Genomic DNA, 24160 nt, shown 5'->3' with positions numbered 1-24160 from the left:
TAAAAAAGGAATTTTTATGTTTTTAACAAGTCGTGAGCAAAAATTAATCCAGACATTTTTGAAACGTGGAAAGCTTACGATAGCAGAAATGATGGAAATTACAGATACAAGTCGCAGAACGCTTTATCGCGATTTGAACAATTTACAAAAGTCTTTACCAGAAAATATCAGTTTGGAAAATACTGATGAAGGCTATTTTTTGAAAGGGGATATCAATCAACTTACTCAAGCTCATGAATTAATAGACTATTCAATAAGTGAACGTTTGTATGGTGAGTTGCTTTTATTAATTGAAAATAAAGCATCTATCGCTTCTCTAACAGATTATTTTGGAATTAGTCAACCGACAGTAACTAGTGATTTGAAGCAAATTGAGCAAGCTCTGTTTAAAAATGAACTAGTACTAATCCGAGATCGTGGCTTAAAACTTAAAGGGGCAGAAGAAAATATTCGTCCAGTATTTGTGGCAGTGATTTATAATTCAGCAAGCATTCAGGAACTACTTCTTAATCAACTTTCTAACAATAAAATTTTAAGAATAATAGATTTAAATAAATTTAAGCAAGTTAATGAGGCTTTTAAACGTATAGATTTACCTGAAAAAATGACTGACAAAGTCAAAGTTTTAATGCAACTTTTTTGCTTAGTTGTTTTGCTGCATTTGGATGAGGGGTATTCTGTCAGTAGTGAAACTCTGGGCAGACCAAGTAAGCAAGCCTTAAACTTTGTCAATAAGTTACTGACAGAGTTGCCAGTAACAAAATTTGTTGTTTCTGAGATCACTTATCTTGCATCAGTTTATGATATTTTATATTTTGGCTTTGGAAGAGAGCTGCTATTTATGGAAAAATTTGATACCGATTTTTCTTATAAAATTCGCCAACTCATTGATAAAGTTTCAACAATTCTTGAGATAGAATTTGGGAAAGATGACCGTTTATATGGTTTACTATATGCTCATCTCAAAGAATCAGAGATGTTACCAGTCCTCTTTCCTAAAAAAGAAAATGATTTTATCAAAAAGATAAATAAAGATAATCCTGAAATTTATAAAACAGTCAAAGAATCATTAAGGGAGGTCTTTGATAAGAATTTTTCAGAAATGGAAATTGCTTTTATAAGTCTTCACTTTGTGGCGACTCTTGAACGCAGTGACCTAGTTTTACCTTTAAGTGCCGCACTTGTCAGCAGTCGTGGAAGAATTTCTTGCGAATTTATCATGAGTAATTTAAGAAAGAATTTTCCCTTCTTAAAAAAGATAGAACTTATTCAAAGTTCAATCCATATCACTCAGGAAAAATATGACGTCATTTTTACAACAGAGAAAGAGTTAGATTACCTCTACATCAATCCAATGCTAGATCAAAAGAATTTGGAAAATATTCGTCACCAGCTGAGGTTGATTCAACAAAAATCACGAGCACTTACCTCTGATTCAGAAAAAGAAAAGAATTTTTTAAATCTCAATGACTTATTTTCAATAGGCAATGAAATATTAAAATCTTTTGAAATCCTATCTCTTGAAAATAAGGCAGAATTACATGATACTGTAAAACAAATTATTCAGCGAGTAAACCCAGAGGATAGTGGAGAACTCGTTCATTTGGTGGAAGAAAGATTTAAAGAAACACATCTAGCAATTCCAGAAACAAAAATTGCTCTCTTTCACGCAGTTCATTCATCAATCTCAAGCCCAATTTTTAAAATCTTTGACTTAAGTCAGCCAATTGAAGGAATAGCAATGGATCATCAGGCTATTCAAATTGGACGAGTTCTATTGTTATTAGCGCCTCCAGAAGTTCCAGAGTATGTTTCCTTTTTATTAGGTAAAATCTCAAGTTCAATTATTGAAAACAAGCTTTATACTAGGATATACGATTCCGGAAATTATGAAATTGTAAGTGAGTTACTAAGAGAGATAATTATCGAAGCTGTTAAACATTATGATGACTAGGTTTACATAAGTTGTAAACCTAGTAAACCAAGAAAGGTAATTTTTAAAATGGAAATTCAAAAAAGTCTGATTAAAATTAATCAAAACTTTTCAAATAAAGAAGAGGCCATAAAATATTGTGGAAGTTTGTTGGTTGATGGAGGTTATGTCAAACCTAACTATATCTCAGCAATGATTGAACGAGATAGAGAATTGTCAGTCTATATGGGAAACTTTATTGCAATTCCTCATGGAACTGATGAATCAAAAAAAGAAGTTTTAAAAACAGGAGTAGCCATTGTTCAAGTTCCTCGTGGTGTAAACTTTGGAACAGTAGAAAATCCTAAGATAGCCACAATGCTATTTGGAATTGCGGGGATTAAAGAGGAGCATCTTGAGCTGATTCAAAAGATTTCAATTTTTTGCGCGGACGTTGACAATGTTGTAAAACTTGCTGATGCTCAAACAATCGAAGAAATTGCAAAATACTTTGAAAATTAATTAAAAAATGGCACAGCTTTTAGTGCAATTTTTTATATTTACCAGCATAATGTAAAAGCTTACAATTGCTTATATAGAGGGATTTTAGAGGATTCTATTTGAACTTTTACTTTCTAAATAAAGGAGCAGTAAGTAAGATGAAAAAAGCAGTACATTTTGGTGCAGGAAATATTGGACGTGGTTTCATAGGTGAAATTTTGAGTAAAAATGGATTTGATATTCACTTTGTTGACACAAATAAATCTATAATTGACGAACTTAATAATCGGCATTCCTATGAAATTGGGATTGCAAGTAGTGAACATGAAAAAATTTCTGTAAAAGCTGTCTCTGGTATTAACAATAGTGAGAATCCTGAGGCAGTCATTGAAGCAATTGCAAAAGCTGATATTCTAACAACAGCGATTGGTCCTAATGTCTTGCCTTATATTGCTGAGCTTATTGCAAAAGGACTTCAGAAACGTAAGGAAGAAAAGGTTCAGAGCCCGTTAGATATTATTGCCTGTGAGAATATGATAGGGGGCTCTGAATTTTTGGAAGAAAAAGTGTCCGATTATCTGTCGGAATCTGATAAACTTTATCTTTCTAAATTTATTGGTTTTCCTAATGCTGCAGTTGACCGTATTGTTCCTGCTCAAAAACATAAAGATGTTCTCTATGTTGAGGTAGAGCCTTTTAGTGAGTGGGTAATAGATGCAAGTCATTTAAAAAATAAAGAAATCAAACTTGAAGGAGTTCATTATACAACTGACCTCGAACCATTTATTGAGCGTAAACTTTTTTCTGTAAACTCAGGACATGCTGCAGTTGCCTATTCTAGCGCATATAAAGGTTATAAAACAATATTAGAAGGTTTACAGGATGAAGAAATTTTGAATATCCTAAAAGCAGTTCAAAAAGAAACACGCGCTTTACTTTTAGCAAAATGGGCTCAATATTTTAAGCAAGATGAGTTAATTAAATATCATGAACTAATCATCTCTCGCTTTTCTAATCCAGAAATTATTGATGAAGTGTCACGCGTGGCAAGAACACCTATCCGGAAATTAGGATATGATGAACGTTTTATTCGTCCAATAAGAGAATTAAACGATCGTAAGCTTTCTTATCAAAATCATCTAGATATTGTTGGAAAAATTTTTGCTTACCATGATGAAAATGATGCTCAAGCCATTCAACTCCAAGAAAAACTAAAAATAACAGAACTCCCAATGCTCATTGAAGAAGTGACTGGTCTAAGCAATCAAAAGTTGATTTTGGAAATCGAAAAGGTTATTAATCACTATAAAAAATAAAATTTGGGAGAGATGATGATTTTTTATTAATACAATTTATGATTCAAAATTTAACCGCTTTCTATTGAAAAAAAAGATAAAAAGTGTTATTATAGAATCATAGAAAAAGCACTGGAATGTGCGAGCTCTTTCATTTTTTTGACCGACTATATTTGTATTGCATAGGGGTTCATGAGACATTCGGTAGCGTAATACCTCGAACGAAAGTAGGGGAAGCTGATGCGAAGCGAGAACACCCACCTGGCGTTTTAGCGGGTTCAATACACGGAAGAGCATACGGCATTCAATCAGTGTTTTTTTGCTATCCAGCAGACCTTAATAGAGGGTAAGAAGTGCGGTTTTAAGCGATTCTTTAAAAATTGATACCCACCAGAACCCATTAGAACCAAACGAACTCGTAATAAATCTCGTAATAAAAAAATAGTAAATTTTTGTCAGGCAAGGGGCTGTATATCTCGGATATACGGCTTTTTTATTTTGTCTCTTTTTTAGGAACTCGTAATAAAATGATTTTTCTATTCCCACGGTTGAGCGATTCATATTTTTGGAAATATGTCTAATATATTTTTTTATATATATCAGTCTAAAAAAAGGCAAGAAAGGGAAGCAATTCCCCCCTTTTTTTGCCTATAAACTTGATTATATCAATGTTTTAGATTTTTGACCCCCCTATATAAAAATTTTCAAAAATGGACTTTCACGCAAGATGATACCTATGTGTGTGGTTTCCCTGTGAAAAGATACGGGCGGGGGTGTTTAAAAAATAATCTAATCATTCGAGCTTATCGCAAAAATATTATAGATTAATAATGTAAATCAATCACAGAAGCTCACGGTTTAATCGCTGTGAGTTTTTTTATTGTCTAATAATAATTTTTATATTCAATCAACCTCACGCGCGTGCTGTGCTTGTTCTGTGGCTTTCTTTATAATCTCTTTCACTTGTTTAATAGCTGGGTTCGTGTGGTTTCTAACAGTACGTTCGTTTAACAGATAACGACTTGCAACTTCTGAGAGTGTTAAGCGTTCCGTGTATCGCAAACGTATCAACTCTATGTCATCATCACTCAATGATTCAAACAGCTCTGTCATTGCGTTTAGTATAAAGCGTTGTGGCGTTTCTTCCCCTGTGCTGTCTATCCTGTTAGTCCATGACTCCATAACTCCCGAAAGATATAACCTGATATTAAACTCTGTTTTATTCATAGTATCACCCTCCAAACAAAAACACTACAAAACACGCGATACATCTTCTTTGAAAGCAAAGTATATTTTTTTCGCTCTCTTGATAGGTATGTCTATGCCTGCGCTCTCTAACTCCATAGCGACACGATACCACGTATAACCGTTATACCCTTTATACCTTAACTCTATGATTCTTTTTTCTGATACTGTTAAAGTATTGTATAAAGCTCCTAAAAGTTCAAGTGTTCGCCTTAATCCTATCAGCTCTTTATCCTCTTCCATGCGTTCCTTGTCTAATGTGTTCCCCTCTGGCTCCGCTGTGCCTTTGTAAGCTGTTCTAATCCCTAGGTTGTCCTGTTTTACCCTGTATATATAACGGCTCTCAATTGCTTTTATTTTGGCTTGTGTGCGTCCGTTAATATAATCGCTTATGATTCTATCTGTTTTATCTTTCACGCTTCCCCCTCTCTGCTTGCTAAGGTTCTAAGTTCTTCCTCTGTTAGATTCTCAAAAGGGTTACTAACTTTTAAATTCCCTTTGATATTAATGTCTTGGGTAAGCGGGTAACGTTTTAAGATTTCAGCACTCGCCCTAATGACTTGATTAGTGTCAGGGTGTTTGTCTATGACATCACCCTCTGCTGTTATCACTTGCTCTGTATGCTCTCCGCGTACTATCTGTGTTAATATGGTTAAAGTCTCCTCTGCGGTTGCTATGGCATTGTTTGAAATGTCTTTTAACTTGCTATCAATGTATTTTTTTAAGTCAGGTTTAGTCAGGTTTTCGGCTCCTATCGACTTCGCTGTTTTTTGGCTATACCCTGCATTAATAGCCGACTGCGTGGCGTTTCCTGTTTTTATATATTCGTCGCAAAATTTACGCTGTTTAGGTGTCATTGTTTCCCCTCGTTTCTGTTTATATGTCCTTTTGATTATAACAAAGTAAAAAGACAAGTTTTATAAGTTTTATAAGTTTTTTATTTCCACATAACGTTAAAAAAGCCCAGTCATTGACTAGGCTCTTTTTGTTTATTCTTCTAACTCAAAGCCGATTAATTCAGCGATATTATCCAGCGCGTTGATATTCATATCTGCTAAATCTTTCGCTGTGATGATTGTACCGTCTGTGAACCGTGGCACTTCGTGGATATCTTCTTTAAACATGGAATGATTGAGCGCGTGCAAGTCTTGTAACTGTGTTTTGAGTGCCAATTCATGCGGTTTGTTTTTACTCTCTGCTGAAAGGCTCATTTCATTCAATCCTAACGCCTTAATCAAACGCTCAATACTATCCGTCAGTAAGTCCGCAAAGACTTGCGTGTCATTGCCTGATATTTCATGAGGCGCAAAGGTCAGCTCTTGCATTTCCTTAATGATTGATTTTACTGTTTCTTGTGGCTCGTCTTCCTGTGTTTCTGTCAGTTCGTCCACAGATAAGCCCAAAACTTCTGTAAGGTTGACTAGGTTCTCGCGCAATCCTTCCAATAAGTCTTTTTGAGTCGCTGGCGTTTCGTTTGCTCCCTCAATATTAATCAATTTTGAAGTGGGTTCTGAAAGTTCACTTGTAAGTGTAAAAAGGTTAGATAAGATTGTTTTTGTATTTTGGCTCATTTTATTTTCTCCGATTTTTCTATGTAGTAATTTGTAGTATTTTTTATGACAACATTTGTCAACACTTCAATTTGTCGGACAGCGTGCTTTTTTCATGTTTTTATTTCCTCTGATAAATTCCTAGCGAGTAGGTGTTTTTGCGGTAACAGAGTAACAGATACCTATAAATGGCTTAACCATAGGGTTAAAGCTGTTACTTCTAATAGTAACGTGTTACCGATTTTCAGTAACACTTTTATTTTTTCTTGCGGGAATAACCTTTAGTGACTTTTTTATGTTTCTCATCGTCCCAATAAAACAACCGTCTAAACAATTCCATTTCATTGGCTCGATGTAAATCGACAGCTCTATTAAAGCCTGCGCTATTTGGTCTTTGCACGGTCTTTTTCCATTGGTCTTTGACATAATCAGGTAGTTTATTCTCAAACTCTCGCTTAGTAAAGGGCTTCACTCCCTCATCTTCACACCATGCACGATATAAGGCGCTTATAAAGGCGGTCGGTAGAAAATCACTGACGAACTCCTCAAACATATCATTTACAAAAGCCAATACATTGTCATTGCTGATTTTAAAGTCATCTAACAGCCCTTGTGTGGCTTTCGGTTCGTCAAACTTCTCAAAGTTAAGCGATAAAGCGATTTTAAGGACATACTCTAAAACGTCTTTGCGTTTAATATAATCATCCTTTATTTTCCAATCGTCATTATCTGCGGTAAAAGACTTTTCAAAAGGCACGATAAGCAAACGTCTGTATGTTCCATTTGACTTATTTCTAAACTTTGGCAAGAAGTTAGTGGATTGTATAACCAGCTTATTAAATACTGCTAAGGTGGGTTGCTTTCCTTTCGCTTCAATCGGTACTGGGTCGCCAGTCACTACTGAAAAGTAATTTCCTGCGTTGTCTAAGTAACTGACTTGGCTGTCATCTCCAATAATACAAGTTTTGCCAACGACTTGGGAAAGGGCGAACCGTTCCGCAAATTGTTCAGCTTTGACACTTGCCACGTTCTCACGTCCGATTAAGTTCATGATGAGGCTCTGAAATGTACCTTTGCCGTCATTTCCTTTACCGACGAGCCAAACGCCTTTACGATAGGAGTAATTGCCGTTGGTACTTGCGGAAATAATCTGCCATAAAAGGCTAACAAGCTCCTTATCTCCACTCATGAGGTCTAACAGCCAGCCGTCTACGTTCCAACCGTTGATATTGGGTACTTTTGCTTTGTCGTTGTACTTGGTCGCAATGGTTGAGGTAAAGACATACTTGGGACTAAACGGCTCTAATTGCTGGGTTTTCTTATTGAAAATACCGTTCGCAACTGGGATAAGATGAGCTTCTGTGGTTTGTTGCTTAACCTCTGCTAAAGTTTCAAGTTTAAAGAGGACCTCTTTAGACCGTGCCTGACTGTATGACGGTTCTAGCCAATAAATGAGCCGATGAAAGAAGTTTTCGTTTGTTTCATATATGCCTAGTTCAGGGTTGTAAACGCCTAACAGTCCGCTTTGGTGGTCTAATTTGATGACTTTTAGCGTTTTATAGATGATTCTAGCCGTATCTAAGGGACTTAGTGACTTGGGTGCGTTGCCGTCTTCCTTAGGTGTGCTTAAAAATAAGTTACGGTGTTCAAAGAATAGTTTTTTAACCGCTCTAAGCGTTTGAGTATGTGCTTTGACATAGTCAGGGCTATTGATGATTTCTTTTTCTTGTTCCAGCCAGTCTTTTAAGCATTCCTGATAACCTGCGACATTAACGACTTTTTTGCCGTCTTCGCCATAATCTGTGAAGTCCTCTATTTTAGGTTTTGGACTTCTTACGTTTTCCTGTGGTGTTTCTGCCACAAGTTTTTCTAATTGGTCTGTCATGACTTCCTTTCTATTTCATCTTGAATACACTTTTCCAAATAGTTGCCAGCTCGTCATCAGGTAAGGGCGGACTGGTTCGATTGTTAAAGGTTCGCAATAAGTCCATACAGCTATTATTATCAATACCAATCTTTCTCCAATAGTGGAGAATACGATTTGTATCGTTGTTTCGGTTGCCTTTTCTTGCGCCTTGGTTGAATAGCTCCCACATTTCAGCGCCATAAGTTCGGCTACTTGTGCCAGTTGTTGCGCGTGCCTGTGGTCGTTGTATCATTTCAAGTAACCAATCAGGACAATCGCAAAGACTATCGAAAGTTAAAGGCTCGTTAGTTTCTGTATCATTCAAAGGGATATAATCGCCGTCTGTACGTTTGCTTGGGTAGATTGGGGTAAAGTGTGTCTTTATCTCCACGCCGTCCGCTAGTTCGCTGACAATTGGCTGACTGAATAGCTCTTTGGGAACTTTGAAGAAAACATGCAAGCCGTTGCCTGTGGGAGTTTTCTCAACATAGGTACTTAATATTTCGCCCTCGCTGTGTTCATTCCACAATCGACTGAAAACACTCCGACCATTCTGTCCGTTTTGGTGCTGGTCTAAGTCAATACAAATCAAACCGCTATTTCTAAGATTAATCATGATGTTACGGTTCGGTATTTCATCGAACCACGCGCTTACTGTGATTTCATCAAGGCTTCCTGAGGAACTCCCCTTTATAATTGCCCTTTCGCTTTTTCCTACAGGATAACCAGCGATAACAGAAAAGCCACGACTAATACAGTTTAGGGCTTGTTCTTTGGGTGTCAATAGTCATTCCTCCTTAAAAAGTTGGTCAATCCAATCAAGTTCTGCAAGGGTATAGCCATTGACCGCATTATTAATCGCTATGCCTGTGCGTTGTTTCTTGATAATTCCGGCTCTGCGCTCGTCTTCGTTAGTTGGAATAAAATAGCCGTTATCAATCGAACCAATGGCGCAACCCTGCTTATGGAGGTACTCAATTCTGCTCTGAAGCGTTCTAAAATCAATATCAAGGGCTTGTGCTAAAATCTTGCCTTTGACAGCTCGGTCAATTCCTCTGTGTTCGGCAAGAAATTTAATAATATTTTGGTCTAACGTCTGTAAGTCAGTTATCTTCATTGAGATACCCCCAAATTCTAGTAATCGTTTCTAAAAATTGCTCATAGCTTGCTCTCTGTCTAGCTTCGCCAATCAAGGTAAACATTAAAACAGTCATAGCTTCGTTGCTTGTATCGCTGATAAGATACTCTAAATTGTCCTTATTGCTTTCATTTTCAAGGACATCAATAGTAATTTTCATGGTTTAGTTTCCTTTATCTGTAATTTCATGATAGCCAGTTGCTTGCCCAAAACTGGGCTTACTTGAGTGCATAAGTTGCCTTTTCACTCCACTAGGTAAGTTTATGCTTGTGCTAGCTTCAAACTGCTGTATTAAGTCATATTTAACCGCTCTTGCATTGTGAATCATCTTATAGGGGTGTTTTCCTATCGTCCTGAAACTATTCCGCCCTAGCCGTTTCCTTGCCGTGTAGCCTTGGTGGTGTTCTATCATTTCGCTACCTCATCAAATAAGCTGATTTCTCCGCCCTCTTTCTCACCCTTAAATCGGACACCGTGCTTATATTTACGAACTTTAAAGCTATAATCAACTGTGCCTGTATTTGCGTTCAATGGGTCTATTTTTTCAATCTGCTTGTCTGTCAGCTCTGTGTGATAGCCTTTTAAACTTCTCATACCTACGCTATCAATACCAGCCACATAAGGGCAAGCTCTAGTAATATTTGTCATTTTCTCAATCCTCTAATAAAATTTGCCTTGCCTGACAAGTTGCTAAGTATCTATGACGATGAACTTGCATATATCATCAATCAAATAGTAAATAAGTGAAGTTTTGTATCTTGGTTTATAGCGATTCAATCCGTGCTTTTCCCAATTATCAAGAGTGCCGTCTGATATATCTAAGTCTTCCATAACACGCTTTTTAGAGATATAAGGTAATACCCGCTTTTCATTTCTGATTTTGAGCTGTGTACCAAGATACTTATTAAATAAATGAATGACTTCATCAACTAAGCCACGCGCCACAAGGTTCGTTAAGGTGTCGTCATTCACGGAGTACCTCCTAAATATTCGTTTAGTTTTCTATCAAAATCAACTTGTTCCCCTATAAAAATATATTTTATTGAAAGACCATAAAATTTTGAAAATCGAAACATCTCATCAATTGTGATAAAACTACTATCTTGTTCTAGTTCAGCTATACGTTCCCTGTTCAGTTTTACTTTTCTAGCAACTTGTTTTAATGTTAAGTGGTTGAGTTCTCGTAGATCTTTTAAAGTATATCTCGAAGTAAACTTCATGCCATGCCTCCATTCTTGCGTTTAGAGATAACTTCCATAACTGCGTACGTTAGTTTATCTTCACTAATTCCTAGCTCATTAGAAAGCTCTGAAACATCTTCGGAACTGATAATATCAAATGCCGTCAATGCTTTGTGCTGGGTTTTTCTACGTTGTCTTTCCTGACGAACACCTCGGTTAAAAGCTACATCATAAAGATATTCGTAAGCAAAAACGCGTTTCCATCCCTCCCAATCGTCCTTATCTTGTTTATTTAACAATTGAGATACATCTTTTTCAATGGCTTCAATTAATGGATACAACCCGTTAGGGCTGTCTGTTTTCTTTCGCGTTTGCTTAATTTCTTGTTTAATACGGTACTTTTCAGCAATTTCGTGCGTGATTTTCATCTTAAAAGGGTTGCCTTTTTTAATATAAAGGATTCTGCTTGTTGGTATCCGTCCACCTTTGAGAACAAATGAAAGTATAGTTTCGTCTTTGCGATGGTAAGCTCTTAAATTAAATGTTTTAAATTTCATACCCTACCCCTTAACCATTTCTACTTGTATGTTATTTTCCAACGTTGTGAAAGTCACTACTGATTGACCATCAAACAAGCGGTAGACATACTCATTAAGCTGGATAAAATGGCGTGCCTTGGCTTTTAATAAGTCCATGAGTTCAAAAGCGATTGAATCATCAAGGATATAAGTTTCTTTGTTTATTGGTGTGTTCATGTTGAAAATTCCTCTCATTATGGTAAAATAAGAGCATGAAATCACGTTAGCGCGTGAATCATGCTAAGTTTTGAATTAGCCCTTTTTCGTTGGTAGCGGTTGGGCTTTTTCTTTTGTCAAAAATGCTTTGATTTCTCGAAAACTGTAGTCAATTTCTAGCCATGCAATAATACTATTTTCTAATTTCTGCAATCTTTTTAAATCTTCCTCTGAATCAAGCAACGATTTCAGGGGAATTTTGCTAAATTGTTTACCATAATAGCCTTTATCTTCTCTCAATTTTTTAACAGTTTTATATTTGTTGTGTGTAATCAGTTGGCAAAGGAAATCAGAAAATCTTGAGTAATAAAATGGCTTGAAATGTGGGCTTTCTTTAATAGCTTGATTCAAGTTTTTACGATTTTCTGTTTCTTTAGCTTGTTCTAGGGTGATATGCTCTAACTCATCAAACCGTTCAATGAAAGCCAGTTTAATTGGTAAGATACGTTTACCGTTGAATGAGTTAGCCAATAACATAAAGCCGTTACGGTTCATTTCAAAGAATTTAACTAAACGTCCATTCTCCGCGATATATTCACTTTCCTTAAAATAGTCAGTAAAAATCACTTGTTTATTGCCCTGACTTTTCAGGGGGATTATATTTCTATTCAATCCATTTTTGGACTGAATTAAACTATCCCAATCTCGTTTAATATCTTCGATACTTCTTAAAATATGACTATGTTGTCTGTCAAATGCTTTAGCGACACTTAGACTACTGACAATCACATTTTTATTTTTGATGATGACATCAAGGCTTACTGTAATTTCGTTCATTTGTCCTCTTTCTAGTACTCACACGCAGTTAGTAGTTTTCAGCAATGACAGATACTACCGCATTGAAAACCTTGTTTTTCACTTCTTGCGGTTCGTTATCTCGTGTTAGACTTTGAGCAGTCTTTTCGGTTACTCCTAAGACTTTCGCAAGGTCTTTCTTTGTCATGAGCTTGTCAGCCTGAACTCGTCGCAAGGCTTTTTTCATTTCTGGGGTTAGTAGTGGCACTTTTTACCTTCTTTCTTTTTTTTGTTTTACTTCTTTAGATATTTTCCTTTGACATTTATTATCTAAAAAGGTAAAATATAAGCATAATTAAAAGAGCAATCAACGAACTTATAAACCTGCTGGGGAGCTAGTTAAAAGAAGTCTTTGCTTTTTTGTTGAATAACTTAACTGAAAACTATTTTACTCTACAAGATAATAAAAGTCAAGTGTTTTTATCTAGAAAAGTAAAATAATTTTCGTGTTATGCTTGAAAGGCTGACATGACTATATTTGAAAGAGTACAAGAACTATCTAGAAAACAGGGGAAAACATTACAAAAAGTAGCTAATGACCTAGGGTTTGGCGACAACTATTTGTATACGTTAAAAAAACAAAAACCGAAAGCTGACAACCTTGAAAAACTAGCCGACTACTTCCATGTATCGGTTGACTATTTACTAGGACGTGCTGAAGCTAAACCAGTCAACGAACCGATAGACTTGGCGGAAGTCGCAAACTCTGATGATGACGCTATTTTTGACAGTATTCTAAGTGCTGGTGGTCGCCCTTTGACCGAAAAAGACAAAGCTATGATTAAATTAGTTTTTGCTGACCGTTGGGAAGAATTGCAACAAAAAGCTAAAGACTTGAAAGATAGTGAAAAATGAGGGCGTTAAATGAATCAAGAAGAATTGACCGCTCTTATAGTAATCAAGATTGAAAACTTAGGCATAGATTACAGAACATTTGAATATGATAATCAAAGAGCTTGGATAGATACAAGGCTTTGTATTGGCGGTTATAACCCAAATTTAGCTACGCCTTTTGACCATGCTCACGAGTATATGCACGCTTACTACAAAGATGATAGACGGCTAGGCGAATGTGATACGTTAAGCCCTACGGAAAAAAGAGCCAACAAAGAAGCTATTTTAATGCTTTGGGATTGGTTCATACAAAATGGCGGTAACTTTGATGATATAACACAGTTTTGTGAGATAACTGGTTGCCACTATGACGCCACTAAAAGACTGATAACATCAATGTGTTGCGATACAACTACAAAGAACTTTCGTGAGTGCGCCATTGATTACGTTAGCCATTTTGACATTATCACGCGCGACACGTTAAATATATACAACTTCTTAGACTTTTACGGCTATCATCACAACGCTTATGACGAGGCGCGTGCGTTGCTGTATGAGCTGTGCTGGTTTGAGTTGGTGGGGTAAAGTAATGAGAAGAAAAAAGAAAAAACCAGTTAAAAAGTTTGTTGTATTACAAGCTATAGGAGATATTCTTTTAAGTCTAATAGGTTTTTGAAAAACCAAGGAGATAAAATATGAAAAATATTGTGGATGAATTAAAAAAAGAACAAAAAATAAATCTACTTCTATTTGTTGTTCTTAATCTATTGTTTATTTTTATAGTGAAAACAAATTTTGTATATATGATAGCTTTAAATATTGCTTTAATCACTAATATTTTTATAAAACATATTAATAAATTTGCGAAAATAGCACTATATACCATAAGTTTTATATTATTCGTTTTGAGTATTGTTGCCTTTTGATTGATAATGAACATTAACTTGTTGATGAAAGACGCACACACAAGCTATTACTAATATTGTAAAGGAGGAAACATGAAACTATCGGACTACTTAAAGAGTATTGATAACTTAGATGAAAAAATGGAAAAGGCTGTAATTATAGCTGGGTATGAGAAAATGTTTGGAGAACACTACAGACTACCACAAGAACAGTTTGCTGACCTGATGGAATTACCTTTGCCAAAATTAAGAAGAGTTATTCATGAAATGAAAAAAGCAATAGATTAGAACTTTAATAGTGCTAAAGTCTATATAGCTGTGAACCTTAACATTTTTTAACATGCTAACAAATGCTAAGGTTCAAATCTATAAAACAAATCCTAAATTTTAGGAATGCAAAATAAAAAGCGCTTGTGCGCACGCGAAAGAGGAAAATAAAGTGGATAATATTACGAACGAATCAGATAACCTTATTCAAATTTTTAGTCATAACCCATTAGCACTTATCTCATGTATTATATTGGGTATTGGCCTTCTATTTACTTTTGCTAGTAGACAGTTTATTTTAGTTAGAGTGCTTTTAGGAAATGTAAGTTTTATTAAACAACGAATTCTTGGAGTTATTTTTGGAATAGTTGGTGCCTTATTACTTCTTTTTGCAACAGGTAACTTGAATCTTTAATAAAACAAATCACTTGCTCAGCTAATTTTATATAAATATATATCGGCAAAGAGACTTTGATTTGAGAAAAAGAGGTGTGAATATAGTACAACACTTTTTCATCTCGTGTTGTGTCTTGGAACGAAGCGGAAAGGAATGATTATAACAATGATAACAAAAAAAGAGATAAAAGATCGCTTTGAAAGAACTTCTGGAGGTATTTTAAGCGGTGTAGAAATAATTACTGATAAAAATACTGGCGTACAATATATGGTGGTTAATAAAGATTCTGACGGTTGTGGAATAACACCGTTGATAGACAAGAATGGCAAACCACTGTTAGCTAAACCAGATTCTGAATCGCATTTTGATTTATATTAGTATATAAACTCTAGATAAATTTTGGGATTATAACCTGATAAGTCAATTTCGTGCCAACATTTGCCAACAATTAGCAAGTGTACTTTCAGGTACGGTTGTTCAGTATGATACTGACAGTATGTAAATTTTGTATGTTGCTAGAATTTGCTGTGTATTTGTAACTACGGAGCTATAACATTTTTGTTTTGAATGGGTACACCTCAAAGTTACCCCTGACCGACGTGATGTCGGTATAGACTTTGTCTAGTGTTGATAACCTCCACAATTTTGAGGGCGTTAAAATCTTTACACCCTTAACAGTATTTTAGTGGTATAGCTTTCTGCCACAAGTGGCAAAAACGAAAATTTCGTTGTTGTTATTAAGGGGTCGTGATTCGCGACTTGCTAGGTAGGAACGAATCGGTCCCCCCTTTTTTAGGGTCTCCAAAATCTCACTATATTATACAGAAAGAAGTTATATTATTTTATGGAAGTAAAATATAAAAACAAATCAGTCGAAGTATGGGAAATTAGTAAAACAAATGAACAACCTGATTGGGTTAAGCAAGCGTTTAAAGAGAATTATCTTTCTTGGTATGATGATAGATTAAAAATCCTTTTAACTGGTATAAATCCAACAGCTAAAAGAAATATTAAATTGGGAATAATGAACGGTATTTTGAGCGTTGGACAAGGCTTTGGTGGAACTTATGCAATGGGAAATATAGGCGATTTTTTAGATATAACAAACGGTAGGGTAATTTCTAAAAAATATTTTATTAAACACTACTACATTAAAATAGATGATGAGTAAAGTTTATTGGTTTCACTTTTTTCGGAAACCAATAATAGGATATGAACATTTTTGTACAAATCTCTATAGGTTCACTCTAAACGCATAACAGCCAATTTTGCCGACGTTAGCAATAATGAACAAGTAAATATTTCTTACTAGTTGGATCTAATTCGGAAAATAAAATAAGCATATTTTCACGCGAAAAAAATGGCTTAATAAAGCTGTTTATCAGATATTTTCTATCAAATCACTCGTATTTTCTAGCGTAAATGGTTTAATTTGGAAAATAAAAAAAGCGCCCTAGTTTGAAATAGGACGCTCAGTGCAAAACTTTAGAAAAAGTTTATGTTTGGAATAAATAGATTATACAACATATTCTATAATTTGTACATTAAAAAGCCACTCCAAAGAGTAACTTTATACTTGAAAGTAATGACATCTCAAAATCATTATACTTTCATCTTACACTTTTTCGTATTCGGTTTCAAATTAAGAAATAGAGACATGGTTGTTACAAGTTTTATATGCAACTACCTGAGATCGCATTTTACGACTTTAGCCAATCGGTCGAAAATTCCGCCGATTAAATTGTTATGGGTTTGAGCCATAACAAAATGATAAAATCTAAGGTCGGTTTGACCGACTTTACTACAGACTATGGACTTACTCAAAAACGGGTGGCTCTGACCCACTTGTTTTTAATATCAATGGTTTCAGAGGACAGCGCACTTTTGCGCTCTCCTAAATCTGAGGAGTCCACACTTTTGTGTTCTCGACTTTCGGAAAAAAGAGAAAGTTCATATCTGTGAAAATGAAAGGTATGAATATATTTTTTAATTCATATCATCCGTGAAGGAGTATTTCAAACTCCCCAATATAATCAAAGTGGTTTATATCCACTATAAACTTAGAAAGAATTTACACCATGAAAAAAGATGACGTTATCAAACTATCAGACGGACAAATAGCCACAATTGTTACTGGCGACGAATCTACAACTTTGCAAAATTGTTATATTGTTCGGCTCGAAAATGAAGATATAAGAGTGGTTGATAGAAAAACTCTAACGCTTGCGGAATCATTGAAATAATAGTCGTTTATAACAAATTCCCCCTTTTTCCACCAATTCCATAAGTAAATTATTGAATCTTTTTTACTTAACCCCAATACGTGCAAACCTGAACCACGTTAAAAGCTGATAGGAGGTATTTATGGCAGACAATGATAAAACATCTCAAATAAAATTAGATTTTTTAAATACACTTTATAATCTTATCCTTAGTGAGGATATAAAAGAAGAAGAACGTAGAGTGCTGACTAAAGCAAAGAATCTAGTAGAAAAAGGAGAGTATATTCCCAATGTCATCAGACGTATGCAGACAAATTTTACGTTGGATGCCATAAATAGTAACTTATCTCCAAGTGTGAGTGAGTTTTATAGTACATTGCCTAAAATACTTGCAGAGATTCTACCAGCATTTCCAGGTACTGGCTCTAGTTTAGGGATTCCTCTCTAATTATCTTGTTACCCTTGATACCTTACTGTTACTCTTCTTTTAGAGAAAGGTAACAGTATAAACCCTTGATATAACTACCTTTATAATACTTTGTTACTCTTGTTACCGTAAATAATACTATATCAGTTGAGAATTTAATAACTCTATAAACTAATAAACCAGTTAACTAAATATCTCTAATAAAAATATTTCTCAATCCTCGTACATGCCTTGCCTGACATTAGTACAAAATGGAAAGGAAGAAATAATATGAATATTAAAGAATATACAAAAAAAGACGGTACAAAGGTGTACCGCGCTAATGTTTATCTGGGGGTTGATTCTCTAACTGGTAAGCAAGTGAGAAAAGTTATAACGGCTAAATCTGAAAAGATGTGTAATACAAAAATAAGTAGAGCTATTAATGAGTTTGAAAAGAACGGCCAAACAGTCAGAAAAGTAAGTGTAGATGATTTTAAAGATATTGCCATGCTGTGGTTTGATAGTTATAAGCTAGGGGTAAAACCTCGAACAGTTCAAATCATGCAGACACGCTTAAATAATTATGTTTTGCCAGCTCTTGGAGAGTATAGAATAGATAAAGTAAATTCTATTATTCTTCAGCAAATTGTTAATCAATGGATGATTAATGCTAGTCAACCATTAAATGGGGCTTACCACAGACCAAAAGGAAAAGGCAAAGACTTCAAAATATACTTTAATATCGTTGAGCGTATTTTTAAGCATGCCTTATCTCTTGGGCTAGTTAAAGATAACCCTTGTGTTAATGTTATTGTACCAAAAGTAAGACTTGAAAGCACCGAAAAGAAAGTAAAACATCTTACAGCGGAGCAACTGAAAATATTTTTTGAGTATATTGGAGCACTACCCAAAGAGAAATATACTAATGAGCTGATGACTGGACTTTGTCGTTTGCTTGTTGCCTCCGGTTTGCGTATTGGGGAAGCTGTGGCCTTGTCATGGTCTGATATTGACTTTAAGACAGGTTCTGTGTCTGTCAGTAAAACAACGCTTAGAGCGGTCATACAATCAACCCCAAAGACTGACAAAAGTAATAGGATTGTTTTAATAGACAGCAAAGCAGTAGAAGTTTTAAAGCATTGGGAACTATTTCAAGCGAAATACTTCATGAGTATTGGAAAGGGAAAGCAAGAACTGGTATTTCCCAACCGAACAGGAGGGGTGTTGGACTATCAGACAATGAGGCCATTCTTAATAAAATGGTTGAGAGCCTGCCAGCTACCACAAGTTGGCTTTCATGGTTTTAGACATTCTCATGCTAGCCTTCTACTTAATGCTGATGTTCCCTATAAAGAGATACAAGAACGCTTAGGACACGCAAGCATAAAAATGACTATGGACACATACAGCCACCTTGAATCTGACAATAAAATAAAAGCAGTTGAACGCTTTGAATCAATTGCAAATTTCTAGTAAAAAAATGCTACTCGTAATAAATCTCGTAATAAATTTAGCTTTTTAAAAAAACAAAATCTCTACAACGTAGATATACCAGTATTTAACGAGGTTTTTCTTATTACACATACGGCATTCAATCAGTGTTTTTTTGTGTATCAAAAATTAGACAAATCAATAATAAATCTGGGGCTACGGGACTATATATTTAAATAGAACGGCTTTAGAGCTTTAGATTTGTTTTTGCATTCATTTGTTAACAATTTTTGTTAATTTATTTGTTGGATAATTTTTGTAGAATAAAGATACCTCAAATGTGTAGACCTTACACGAATAATAAAAGGTCAGTCTAACTTTGTTTGTACCTAGATATGTACTTCAAACTATCTTTCGATTTTGAAAGCCCATAGTTTAACTTCTATGAGTTTTTTGTTTGTAAAAGGATATGAATCTAAAAGGAGTAAAGATTTATGCTGATTAGAAATTATGAATCAAAAGATTTAGATGAAGTTATTAATCTGTTTAAAAACACTATTTTTGAAATAAATATTTCTGATTATACTTTGGAACAGGTTAAAGCTTGGGTTGACGTTGACACAGAGTTATTTGATGATAATCTTGGCAAAACCTACGCCAGAGTCATTTCTAATCATGAGCAGTTAGTAGGATTTGGTAACATTGATGATAAAGGATATATTGATTTATTTTATGTTAGTGTAGACTATCAAAGGCAGGGAGTAGGGCAAAAACTTCTAAATGATTTAGAAAAAAGTTCGAATTATACTAGCTTTATGGTTAATTCATCTATTACTGCTAAGCCCTTCTTTGAAAAAATGGGCTATAAAGAAATAAAAAAGAACTGTGTACACTTGCGAGGGCAAAATTTTGTTAACTTTACTTTAAAAAAAGTTGTTGAATAAAGTTGATTTTATTTAACAACTTAAAATAACGTGCAGGCACTGAGCCACGTAAAAAGCTGATAGGAGTATTGTTATTATGACAACGAAAACAGTTAACAAACATTTGTTTGTATGGTTAGGAAGTTTTCTATTTGGGGGATTTGGGGTTGACCGTTTTATGCGAGGACAAATTGGAATGGGAATTTGTAAATTGTTATTCAACTGGGCTACTTTTGGAATTTGGTCTTTTGTTGATTGGATTGTAGCCTTGGTCAAGGCTTATAGTACTTACAACGATACTGAAGATATTACATTTATTAATGGTGGATATTCTAGATAAAAGCTCATCTATTTGAGTTCTTTCTCAAATTTCTTTTAGGAGTTTATAAATAAAAAATAGACCAATTATTGGCCTATTTTTTATTTATTTTTATCAACTAAATCTAAAAGGAATTCATTGACACTTGGGTAAATGGCTTCTTCACCAACCATGCTAATAAGTCCAGTTCTCTTAAATGATTCTTTTAATTTAGGATTCATTGAGGCAAAGACGATTTGGCGTTCTTCCTTATGAAAAATACTGTAAATATCAATCAATAGTTTTATAGAAGTGACGTCAATCATTGGTACACCTCTTAGAGAAAGAACAACATTAGTATTTGCTGGAAGTTCATCAATTGCTTGTTTTAACTTGCTACTATTTAAAAAGAAGAGCGGGCCAGAAATATAAATAACTGTCCAATCAGTAAATACTTCATGATGACTTTGACTGATTCGTTCGGGTTCAATTTGTGAACTATTAATCTCAATTTGGGAAATTTTTACGATAAAGAGTAAGAAACCAACAATGATTCCTGCTAATATTGCAGTACTTAAATCGAAAATAACAGTGATAATCATCGTTAAAAAAAATTCGATGATTCCACTTTTTAATTTATTTTTGAATAAGAAACGAATGGCTTCCCACTCGTTCATTCTTACGGCGGTCATGATAAGAACACCAGCAAGGACACTTAGTGGAATATGAGTCATAAATGGTGCAAATAGAAACATTGATAGAAGAAGAATAAGGGCGTGAATAATACCAGTTAAGCGAGTTTGAGCACCTGATTTTATAGCTACACTTGTTCGAGCAATTGCGGCTGTTGCTGGAATTCCTCCGAAAAAGGGAATGAAAATATTTCCGATTCCTTGAGCAACAAGTTCTTGGTTATTGTCCATTGGGTGATTGGTTGCACGGCCTGCTGAGGCACCACAAAGGAGACTTTCGGTCATTCCAAGTACGGTAATGCTTATGGCTGGGATAAGTAGAGTTTTCATATCTTGAAGATTCAATTCAGTCAAACGTAGATGAGCTTGGGGAATAAGGGTGGTTGGAATTTTTCCTACTAAAGGAATATCTAGTTTTAGGGCAAGGACTGCTAAAGTTGACAGAAGGATAGCCAACAATGAAGCTGGGAATTTTTTACCCCATGATTTAGGATAGAAAATCATTAATAAGATTGTTAAAAGTCCAATAATTGTTGAAGGATAATCAATGTGTAAGCCAGAGATAAATTTCATTAAATCAAAAAAAGAACCTGTAAAATGTTCTATTCCGAAAAAGTTTTTAATTTGTCCGCTGGCAATGATGATGGCAATACCAGAAGTAAAACCTGTTATTACTGGTGAGGGAATAAGTGAAATTAAATTTCCTAAACGGAAAATACCAGCGAGTAATAGAAAGATTCCTGCCATAAAAGTAGCAATAAATATTCCATTCATTCCGTATTTACCAATGAGTGAAATTAAAATAGCCGCCATTGCTCCTGTTGGACCAGAAATTTGATAGAAAGCTCCAGAAAGTGAGCTAATAATTATACCTGCAACAATGGCTGTTATAAGTCCGGCTGCGGCTGTTGTACCACTTGATACACCGAAGGCAAGGGCTAGAGGGAGGGCAACGGCGGCTACAGTAATTCCTGCCATCAAATCTTGTAAGAATTTTCGTCGGTTGTAGTCTTTGAATTCTGAGTTAATAATACCTAAAAATTGTTTAATCATAATAATTCCTTTAATTTTTTATCACAATATTCTATGATAACAGAGATGAGTAATCATATCAAATAATTATCGGAATCGAAATGAAATCAAGATTAGGTAAATTTCTTGTAATTAAAAAACCAGAAAATAAATTTTTTACTAATATCTAATGAAAAATAGAAGAATAACTGCTAAAATGATGATAGAGATTTTATTAGGAGAGGAAGATAATGATAATTAAAACAATAAATTTGGAAAACTATAAAGAAGTTACTGAACTTATTCGTGAATCTTTTAGTCAGTCAGAACATGGTTATGGTAATGAGGCTGAACTTGTTGATAAAATTCGTAATGAAGAAGGTTATATCAAAGATTTGGAAATTGTTGCTTTTGAAGATGGTAAAATCGTTGGTCACGGTCTTTTGAGTGAGGTAGAGATAGTAAGTGACTCACAAAAATTCAAAGGTTTGGTCTTAGCTCCTCTTGATGTTTTAACTACTTACCAAGGTAAAGGAATTGGGGCAGCAGTATTATTGGAACTTGAAAAAAGAGCAAAAATTTTGGATTATCCGTTTATTAGTATTTTAGGTCATGAAACTTATTATCCTAAGTTTGGTTATGTACCAGCAAGTCAATATCAAATCAAAGCACCTTTTGAAGTTCCTGATGAGAACTTCATGATTAAAGAATTAACTGACGGTGGCTTAGAAGGAAAATCAGGAGTAATTCACTACTCAGAAGCCTTTAACTAAGTAACAATTTTGTTTAAAACTCTTTGTTAGTAACTCTATATTTAAGACTTAAATAATAAAAATTCTTGCATTTTGGTCTATAAATCGGTATAATAAGCTAGTAAGTTGACCCGGTAGCTCAGTTGGCTTGAAGCACTGCTTCAAGGTTGGTGATAGAAAAATTGCGAAGCAATTTATCATTACTACCACAGAATTTTAGAATTCTAGAAGTGGTCACAAAATATTCAACTTTTTATAAGTTGGCCCGGTAGCTCAGTTGGTAGAGCAGTAGACTCTTAATCTATGGGTCCAGGGTTCGAGCCCCTGCCGAGCCATAAATAGTAAAAGCACTCTAAATTTTTAAAAGTTTAGAGTGCTTTTTTTACTGACAGAAATCTGTCAGTAAAGTAAATAGTCTGAAAATAGTGTATAATATTGTCAAAAGATTTCTGTCAGTAGAACAGGATGTAAGTAGAGGATGTTTTATGGATTTATTAAAAAAATTTAACCCTAATTTAGATAAAATTGAAATTTCATTGATTCGTCAGTTTGACCAACAGGTTTCATCTATTCCTGATATTATTAAGTTGACTTTGGGAGAACCTGATTTTTATACGCCTGAGCATGTTAAACAAGCAGGGATTGCGGCGATTGAAAATAATCAAAGTCATTATACTGGAATGGCTGGTTTACTAGAACTACGTCAGGCAGCTAGTGAATTTATGAATAAAAAATATGGTTTATCTTATGCAGCAGAAGATGAAATTTTAGTTACTGTTGGAGTAACGGAAGCCATTTCTAGTGTTTTGTTATCAATTTTGGTTGCTGGTGATGAAGTTTTGATTCCCGCGCCTGCATATCCTGGTTATGAGCCATTAATTACGCTTGCTGGCGGTTCTTTGGTTGAAATTGATACAAGAGCTAATGATTTTGTTCTTACGCCTGAGATGCTTGAACAAGCGATTGTCGAGCGTGAGGGAAAAGTTAAGGCCGTTATTTTGAATTATCCAGCAAATCCTACAGGGGTAACTTATAATCGGGGGCAAATTAAGGCTTTAGCTGAAGTTTTGAAAAAGCATGAAGTATTTGTGATTGCTGATGAAGTTTATTCTGAACTAAATTATACTGACCAACCGCATGTGTCAATTGCTGAATATGCACCTGAGCAAACAATCGTACTTAATGGTTTATCAAAATCGCATGCGATGACTGGTTGGCGGATTGGATTAATCTTTGCAGCGCGTGAATTAGTGGCACAGATTATTAAGACTCACCAATATTTGGTGACTTCGGCTTCAACTCAGTCACAGTTTGCAGCGATTGAAGCTTTGAAAAATGGCGCTGATGATGCTCTTCCGATGAAAAAAGAATATCTTAAACGTCGTGATTATATTATTGAAAAGATGTCAGACCTTGGTTTCAAAATTATTGAACCAGATGGAGCTTTCTACATTTTTGCAAAAATTCCAGCTGATTTAGAACAAGATTCATTCAAATTTGCTGTGGATTTTGCAAAAGAAAATGCAGTTGCCATTATTCCTGGTATCGCTTTTGGTCAGTACGGTGAGGGATTTGTCCGCTTATCTTATGCGGCTTCAATGGATATGATTGAGCAAGCAATGGCAAGATTGACGGATTATGTGACTAAAAAACGTGGCTGAGCAATCGGTCAGTAAAATTAAAAATCATTGATAACAGTTAG

General features: G+C 34.9%; 34 protein-coding genes and 1 tRNA gene. 18 read left to right on the top strand and 17 right to left on the bottom strand.

Annotated elements, in window-relative coordinates:
- The first annotated feature begins 16 nt into the window (after positions 1 to 16).
- The 3 genes from MHB61_RS08975 (at position 17) to MHB61_RS08965 (ending at position 3729) form a co-directional block, all read left to right on the top strand.
- A complete protein-coding gene (locus MHB61_RS08975; RefSeq protein WP_003132180.1) occupies positions 17 to 1954 on the top strand; it encodes a BglG family transcription antiterminator in 1938 nt (645 codons plus the stop codon).
- 48 nt (positions 1955 to 2002) lie between these two features.
- On the top strand, positions 2003 to 2434 hold the full coding sequence (locus MHB61_RS08970; RefSeq protein WP_003132182.1) for a PTS sugar transporter subunit IIA: 432 nt from the start codon (positions 2003 to 2005) through the stop codon (positions 2432 to 2434).
- 137 nt (positions 2435 to 2571) lie between these two features.
- Complete coding sequence (locus MHB61_RS08965) at positions 2572 to 3729, top strand: mannitol-1-phosphate 5-dehydrogenase (protein ID WP_003132184.1); 1158 nt, start codon at positions 2572 to 2574, stop codon at positions 3727 to 3729.
- Positions 3730 to 4611: 882 nt separating this feature from the next.
- Here MHB61_RS08965 and MHB61_RS08955 read toward each other — a convergent pair.
- The 16 genes from MHB61_RS08955 to MHB61_RS08880 all read right to left on the bottom strand — a co-directional run bounded on the left by MHB61_RS08955 (position 4612) and on the right by MHB61_RS08880 (position 12525).
- Entirely contained in the window at positions 4612 to 4935 is a 324-nt protein-coding gene (locus MHB61_RS08955; protein WP_137016589.1) for a sigma factor-like helix-turn-helix DNA-binding protein, read from the bottom strand.
- A gap of 24 nt (positions 4936 to 4959) precedes the next feature.
- Positions 4960 to 5370, bottom strand: a complete 411-nt coding sequence (locus MHB61_RS08950) for a RinA family protein (protein WP_010905042.1) — start codon at positions 5368 to 5370, stop codon at positions 4960 to 4962.
- Positions 5367 to 5810 carry a terminase small subunit gene (locus tag MHB61_RS08945; protein ID WP_010905043.1) on the bottom strand — a complete coding sequence of 148 codons (444 nt, stop codon included), beginning with the start codon at positions 5808 to 5810 and terminating at the stop codon, positions 5367 to 5369. The genes MHB61_RS08950 and MHB61_RS08945 overlap by 4 nt, the downstream gene beginning before the upstream one ends.
- A gap of 132 nt (positions 5811 to 5942) precedes the next feature.
- Positions 5943 to 6524: a hypothetical protein gene (locus MHB61_RS08940; protein ID WP_014570322.1), complete on the bottom strand. Its 582-nt coding sequence runs from the start codon at positions 6522 to 6524 to the stop codon at positions 5943 to 5945.
- A 235-nt stretch (positions 6525 to 6759) separates the two neighbouring features.
- A complete protein-coding gene (locus MHB61_RS08935; protein WP_010905045.1) occupies positions 6760 to 8388 on the bottom strand; it encodes a DNA primase family protein in 1629 nt (542 codons plus the stop codon).
- A 10-nt stretch (positions 8389 to 8398) separates the two neighbouring features.
- Positions 8399 to 9193, bottom strand: coding sequence for a bifunctional DNA primase/polymerase (locus MHB61_RS08930; RefSeq protein ID WP_137016280.1), 795 nt, complete (start codon positions 9191 to 9193; stop codon positions 8399 to 8401).
- Between the two features lie 3 nt (positions 9194 to 9196).
- Complete coding sequence (locus MHB61_RS08925; protein ID WP_010905047.1) at positions 9197 to 9526, bottom strand: hypothetical protein; 330 nt, start codon at positions 9524 to 9526, stop codon at positions 9197 to 9199.
- On the bottom strand, positions 9513 to 9707 hold the full coding sequence (locus MHB61_RS08920; RefSeq protein WP_010905048.1) for a hypothetical protein: 195 nt from the start codon (positions 9705 to 9707) through the stop codon (positions 9513 to 9515). The genes MHB61_RS08925 and MHB61_RS08920 overlap by 14 nt, the downstream gene beginning before the upstream one ends.
- 3 nt (positions 9708 to 9710) lie before the next feature.
- The gene (locus MHB61_RS08915; protein ID WP_249351755.1) at positions 9711 to 9959 is read right to left on the bottom strand and encodes a hypothetical protein; all 249 of its coding nucleotides are present in this window, start codon (positions 9957 to 9959) and stop codon (positions 9711 to 9713) included.
- Positions 9956 to 10195, bottom strand: a complete 240-nt coding sequence (locus MHB61_RS08910; protein WP_137016278.1) for a hypothetical protein — start codon at positions 10193 to 10195, stop codon at positions 9956 to 9958. Before MHB61_RS08910 ends, MHB61_RS08915 begins: the two co-directional genes overlap by 4 nt.
- Positions 10196 to 10237: 42 nt before the next feature.
- Positions 10238 to 10519 carry a hypothetical protein gene (locus tag MHB61_RS08905; RefSeq protein ID WP_010905051.1) on the bottom strand — a complete coding sequence of 94 codons (282 nt, stop codon included), beginning with the start codon at positions 10517 to 10519 and terminating at the stop codon, positions 10238 to 10240.
- On the bottom strand, positions 10516 to 10767 hold the full coding sequence (locus MHB61_RS08900; RefSeq protein WP_010905052.1) for a helix-turn-helix transcriptional regulator: 252 nt from the start codon (positions 10765 to 10767) through the stop codon (positions 10516 to 10518). Before MHB61_RS08900 ends, MHB61_RS08905 begins: the two co-directional genes overlap by 4 nt.
- Positions 10764 to 11285 (bottom strand): hypothetical protein, encoded by a 522-nt coding sequence (locus MHB61_RS08895; protein ID WP_010905053.1) that lies wholly within the window; start codon positions 11283 to 11285, stop codon positions 10764 to 10766. Before MHB61_RS08895 ends, MHB61_RS08900 begins: the two co-directional genes overlap by 4 nt.
- Before the next feature lie 3 nt (positions 11286 to 11288).
- Positions 11289 to 11483 carry a DUF1655 domain-containing protein gene (locus tag MHB61_RS08890; RefSeq protein WP_010905054.1) on the bottom strand — a complete coding sequence of 65 codons (195 nt, stop codon included), beginning with the start codon at positions 11481 to 11483 and terminating at the stop codon, positions 11289 to 11291.
- Between the two features lie 75 nt (positions 11484 to 11558).
- Positions 11559 to 12299 carry a Rha family transcriptional regulator gene (locus MHB61_RS08885; protein ID WP_014570324.1) on the bottom strand — a complete coding sequence of 247 codons (741 nt, stop codon included), beginning with the start codon at positions 12297 to 12299 and terminating at the stop codon, positions 11559 to 11561.
- A gap of 28 nt (positions 12300 to 12327) precedes the next feature.
- Positions 12328 to 12525 (bottom strand): hypothetical protein, encoded by a 198-nt coding sequence (locus MHB61_RS08880; RefSeq protein WP_015966790.1) that lies wholly within the window; start codon positions 12523 to 12525, stop codon positions 12328 to 12330.
- 260 nt (positions 12526 to 12785) lie between these two features.
- Between MHB61_RS08880 and MHB61_RS08875 the strand changes: the two genes are divergently transcribed.
- From MHB61_RS08875 to MHB61_RS08820, 12 genes are all read left to right on the top strand, one after another.
- Positions 12786 to 13172: a helix-turn-helix domain-containing protein gene (locus tag MHB61_RS08875; RefSeq protein WP_003132198.1), complete on the top strand. Its 387-nt coding sequence runs from the start codon at positions 12786 to 12788 to the stop codon at positions 13170 to 13172.
- 9 nt (positions 13173 to 13181) lie between these two features.
- A complete protein-coding gene (locus MHB61_RS08870) occupies positions 13182 to 13736 on the top strand; it encodes a hypothetical protein (RefSeq protein ID WP_003132200.1) in 555 nt (184 codons plus the stop codon).
- 110 nt (positions 13737 to 13846) lie between these two features.
- Positions 13847 to 14077 (top strand): hypothetical protein, encoded by a 231-nt coding sequence (locus tag MHB61_RS08865; RefSeq protein WP_003132204.1) that lies wholly within the window; start codon positions 13847 to 13849, stop codon positions 14075 to 14077.
- 72 nt (positions 14078 to 14149) lie between these two features.
- The gene (locus tag MHB61_RS08860; RefSeq protein ID WP_003132205.1) at positions 14150 to 14344 is read left to right on the top strand and encodes a hypothetical protein; all 195 of its coding nucleotides are present in this window, start codon (positions 14150 to 14152) and stop codon (positions 14342 to 14344) included.
- Positions 14345 to 14495: 151 nt separating this feature from the next.
- Positions 14496 to 14738, top strand: coding sequence for a hypothetical protein (locus tag MHB61_RS08855; RefSeq protein WP_010905057.1), 243 nt, complete (start codon positions 14496 to 14498; stop codon positions 14736 to 14738).
- A gap of 135 nt (positions 14739 to 14873) precedes the next feature.
- Complete coding sequence (locus MHB61_RS08850; protein WP_010905058.1) at positions 14874 to 15098, top strand: DUF6440 family protein; 225 nt, start codon at positions 14874 to 14876, stop codon at positions 15096 to 15098.
- 466 nt (positions 15099 to 15564) lie between these two features.
- Positions 15565 to 15891, top strand: coding sequence for a hypothetical protein (locus tag MHB61_RS08845; protein WP_011834160.1), 327 nt, complete (start codon positions 15565 to 15567; stop codon positions 15889 to 15891).
- 907 nt (positions 15892 to 16798) lie between these two features.
- Positions 16799 to 16963: a bacteriocin gene (locus MHB61_RS08840; RefSeq protein WP_010905061.1), complete on the top strand. Its 165-nt coding sequence runs from the start codon at positions 16799 to 16801 to the stop codon at positions 16961 to 16963.
- A 121-nt stretch (positions 16964 to 17084) separates the two neighbouring features.
- On the top strand, positions 17085 to 17390 hold the full coding sequence (locus tag MHB61_RS08835; RefSeq protein ID WP_010905062.1) for a bacteriocin immunity protein: 306 nt from the start codon (positions 17085 to 17087) through the stop codon (positions 17388 to 17390).
- 249 nt (positions 17391 to 17639) lie between these two features.
- Positions 17640 to 18824 (top strand): tyrosine-type recombinase/integrase, encoded by a 1185-nt coding sequence (locus MHB61_RS08830; RefSeq protein WP_014570326.1) that lies wholly within the window; start codon positions 17640 to 17642, stop codon positions 18822 to 18824.
- 452 nt (positions 18825 to 19276) lie between these two features.
- The gene (locus tag MHB61_RS08825) at positions 19277 to 19726 is read left to right on the top strand and encodes a GNAT family N-acetyltransferase (RefSeq protein ID WP_003132211.1); all 450 of its coding nucleotides are present in this window, start codon (positions 19277 to 19279) and stop codon (positions 19724 to 19726) included.
- A 76-nt stretch (positions 19727 to 19802) separates the two neighbouring features.
- Positions 19803 to 20045: a TM2 domain-containing protein gene (locus MHB61_RS08820; protein WP_003132213.1), complete on the top strand. Its 243-nt coding sequence runs from the start codon at positions 19803 to 19805 to the stop codon at positions 20043 to 20045.
- 80 nt (positions 20046 to 20125) lie between these two features.
- Here MHB61_RS08820 and MHB61_RS08815 read toward each other — a convergent pair whose 3' ends face one another.
- The gene (locus tag MHB61_RS08815) at positions 20126 to 21748 is read right to left on the bottom strand and encodes a SulP family inorganic anion transporter (protein WP_137016276.1); all 1623 of its coding nucleotides are present in this window, start codon (positions 21746 to 21748) and stop codon (positions 20126 to 20128) included.
- Between the two features lie 209 nt (positions 21749 to 21957).
- Here MHB61_RS08815 and MHB61_RS08810 point away from each other — a divergent pair, with 209 nt between their 5' ends.
- The 3 genes from MHB61_RS08810 to MHB61_RS08800 all read left to right on the top strand — a co-directional run bounded on the left by MHB61_RS08810 (position 21958) and on the right by MHB61_RS08800 (position 24119).
- A complete protein-coding gene (locus MHB61_RS08810) occupies positions 21958 to 22479 on the top strand; it encodes a GNAT family N-acetyltransferase (RefSeq protein WP_003132215.1) in 522 nt (173 codons plus the stop codon).
- A 241-nt stretch (positions 22480 to 22720) separates the two neighbouring features.
- Positions 22721 to 22793: transfer RNA gene (locus tag MHB61_RS08805), tRNA-Lys, on the top strand.
- A 150-nt stretch (positions 22794 to 22943) separates the two neighbouring features.
- Positions 22944 to 24119, top strand: coding sequence for a pyridoxal phosphate-dependent aminotransferase (locus tag MHB61_RS08800; RefSeq protein WP_012896922.1), 1176 nt, complete (start codon positions 22944 to 22946; stop codon positions 24117 to 24119).
- Positions 24120 to 24160: the final 41 nt, after the last annotated feature.

This window comes from Lactococcus sp. FSL K6-0773 (assembly GCF_038006485.1).
Classification (GTDB): Bacteria; Bacillota; Bacilli; order Lactobacillales; family Streptococcaceae; genus Lactococcus; species Lactococcus lactis.
Note: the sequence above shows the minus strand (reverse complement) of the source record. Positions and strands in the feature narration are given on the sequence as shown.

What these genes read in the sequence shown, in the direction of transcription:
- MHB61_RS08835 (WP_010905062.1), top strand. Translation starts at nt 17,085, where the DNA reads ATGGCAGACAATGATAAAACATCTCAAATAAAATTAGATTTTTTAAAT.
- MHB61_RS08955 (WP_137016589.1), bottom strand. Translation starts at nt 4,935, where the DNA reads ATGAATAAAACAGAGTTTAATATCAGGTTATATCTTTCGGGAGTTATG.
- MHB61_RS08900 (WP_010905052.1), bottom strand. Translation starts at nt 10,767, where the DNA reads ATGAAGTTTACTTCGAGATATACTTTAAAAGATCTACGAGAACTCAAC.
- MHB61_RS08945 (WP_010905043.1), bottom strand. Translation starts at nt 5,810, where the DNA reads ATGACACCTAAACAGCGTAAATTTTGCGACGAATATATAAAAACAGGA.
- MHB61_RS08815 (WP_137016276.1), bottom strand. Translation starts at nt 21,748, where the DNA reads ATGATTAAACAATTTTTAGGTATTATTAACTCAGAATTCAAAGACTAC.
- MHB61_RS08840 (WP_010905061.1), top strand. Translation starts at nt 16,799, where the DNA reads ATGAAAAAAGATGACGTTATCAAACTATCAGACGGACAAATAGCCACA.
- MHB61_RS08810 (WP_003132215.1), top strand. Translation starts at nt 21,958, where the DNA reads ATGATAATTAAAACAATAAATTTGGAAAACTATAAAGAAGTTACTGAA.
- MHB61_RS08935 (WP_010905045.1), bottom strand. Translation starts at nt 8,388, where the DNA reads ATGACAGACCAATTAGAAAAACTTGTGGCAGAAACACCACAGGAAAAC.
- MHB61_RS08895 (WP_010905053.1), bottom strand. Translation starts at nt 11,285, where the DNA reads ATGAAATTTAAAACATTTAATTTAAGAGCTTACCATCGCAAAGACGAA.
- MHB61_RS08870 (WP_003132200.1), top strand. Translation starts at nt 13,182, where the DNA reads ATGAATCAAGAAGAATTGACCGCTCTTATAGTAATCAAGATTGAAAAC.
- MHB61_RS08885 (WP_014570324.1), bottom strand. Translation starts at nt 12,299, where the DNA reads ATGAACGAAATTACAGTAAGCCTTGATGTCATCATCAAAAATAAAAAT.
- MHB61_RS08865 (WP_003132204.1), top strand. Translation starts at nt 13,847, where the DNA reads ATGAAAAATATTGTGGATGAATTAAAAAAAGAACAAAAAATAAATCTA.
- MHB61_RS08875 (WP_003132198.1), top strand. Translation starts at nt 12,786, where the DNA reads ATGACTATATTTGAAAGAGTACAAGAACTATCTAGAAAACAGGGGAAA.
- MHB61_RS08820 (WP_003132213.1), top strand. Translation starts at nt 19,803, where the DNA reads ATGACAACGAAAACAGTTAACAAACATTTGTTTGTATGGTTAGGAAGT.
- MHB61_RS08860 (WP_003132205.1), top strand. Translation starts at nt 14,150, where the DNA reads ATGAAACTATCGGACTACTTAAAGAGTATTGATAACTTAGATGAAAAA.
- MHB61_RS08800 (WP_012896922.1), top strand. Translation starts at nt 22,944, where the DNA reads ATGGATTTATTAAAAAAATTTAACCCTAATTTAGATAAAATTGAAATT.
- MHB61_RS08850 (WP_010905058.1), top strand. Translation starts at nt 14,874, where the DNA reads ATGATTATAACAATGATAACAAAAAAAGAGATAAAAGATCGCTTTGAA.
- MHB61_RS08920 (WP_010905048.1), bottom strand. Translation starts at nt 9,707, where the DNA reads ATGAAAATTACTATTGATGTCCTTGAAAATGAAAGCAATAAGGACAAT.
- MHB61_RS08825 (WP_003132211.1), top strand. Translation starts at nt 19,277, where the DNA reads ATGCTGATTAGAAATTATGAATCAAAAGATTTAGATGAAGTTATTAAT.
- MHB61_RS08890 (WP_010905054.1), bottom strand. Translation starts at nt 11,483, where the DNA reads ATGAACACACCAATAAACAAAGAAACTTATATCCTTGATGATTCAATC.
- MHB61_RS08940 (WP_014570322.1), bottom strand. Translation starts at nt 6,524, where the DNA reads ATGAGCCAAAATACAAAAACAATCTTATCTAACCTTTTTACACTTACA.
- MHB61_RS08830 (WP_014570326.1), top strand. Translation starts at nt 17,640, where the DNA reads ATGAATATTAAAGAATATACAAAAAAAGACGGTACAAAGGTGTACCGC.
- MHB61_RS08910 (WP_137016278.1), bottom strand. Translation starts at nt 10,195, where the DNA reads ATGACAAATATTACTAGAGCTTGCCCTTATGTGGCTGGTATTGATAGC.
- MHB61_RS08845 (WP_011834160.1), top strand. Translation starts at nt 15,565, where the DNA reads ATGGAAGTAAAATATAAAAACAAATCAGTCGAAGTATGGGAAATTAGT.
- MHB61_RS08975 (WP_003132180.1), top strand. Translation starts at nt 17, where the DNA reads ATGTTTTTAACAAGTCGTGAGCAAAAATTAATCCAGACATTTTTGAAA.
- MHB61_RS08915 (WP_249351755.1), bottom strand. Translation starts at nt 9,959, where the DNA reads ATGATAGAACACCACCAAGGCTACACGGCAAGGAAACGGCTAGGGCGG.
- MHB61_RS08925 (WP_010905047.1), bottom strand. Translation starts at nt 9,526, where the DNA reads ATGAAGATAACTGACTTACAGACGTTAGACCAAAATATTATTAAATTT.
- MHB61_RS08970 (WP_003132182.1), top strand. Translation starts at nt 2,003, where the DNA reads ATGGAAATTCAAAAAAGTCTGATTAAAATTAATCAAAACTTTTCAAAT.
- MHB61_RS08965 (WP_003132184.1), top strand. Translation starts at nt 2,572, where the DNA reads ATGAAAAAAGCAGTACATTTTGGTGCAGGAAATATTGGACGTGGTTTC.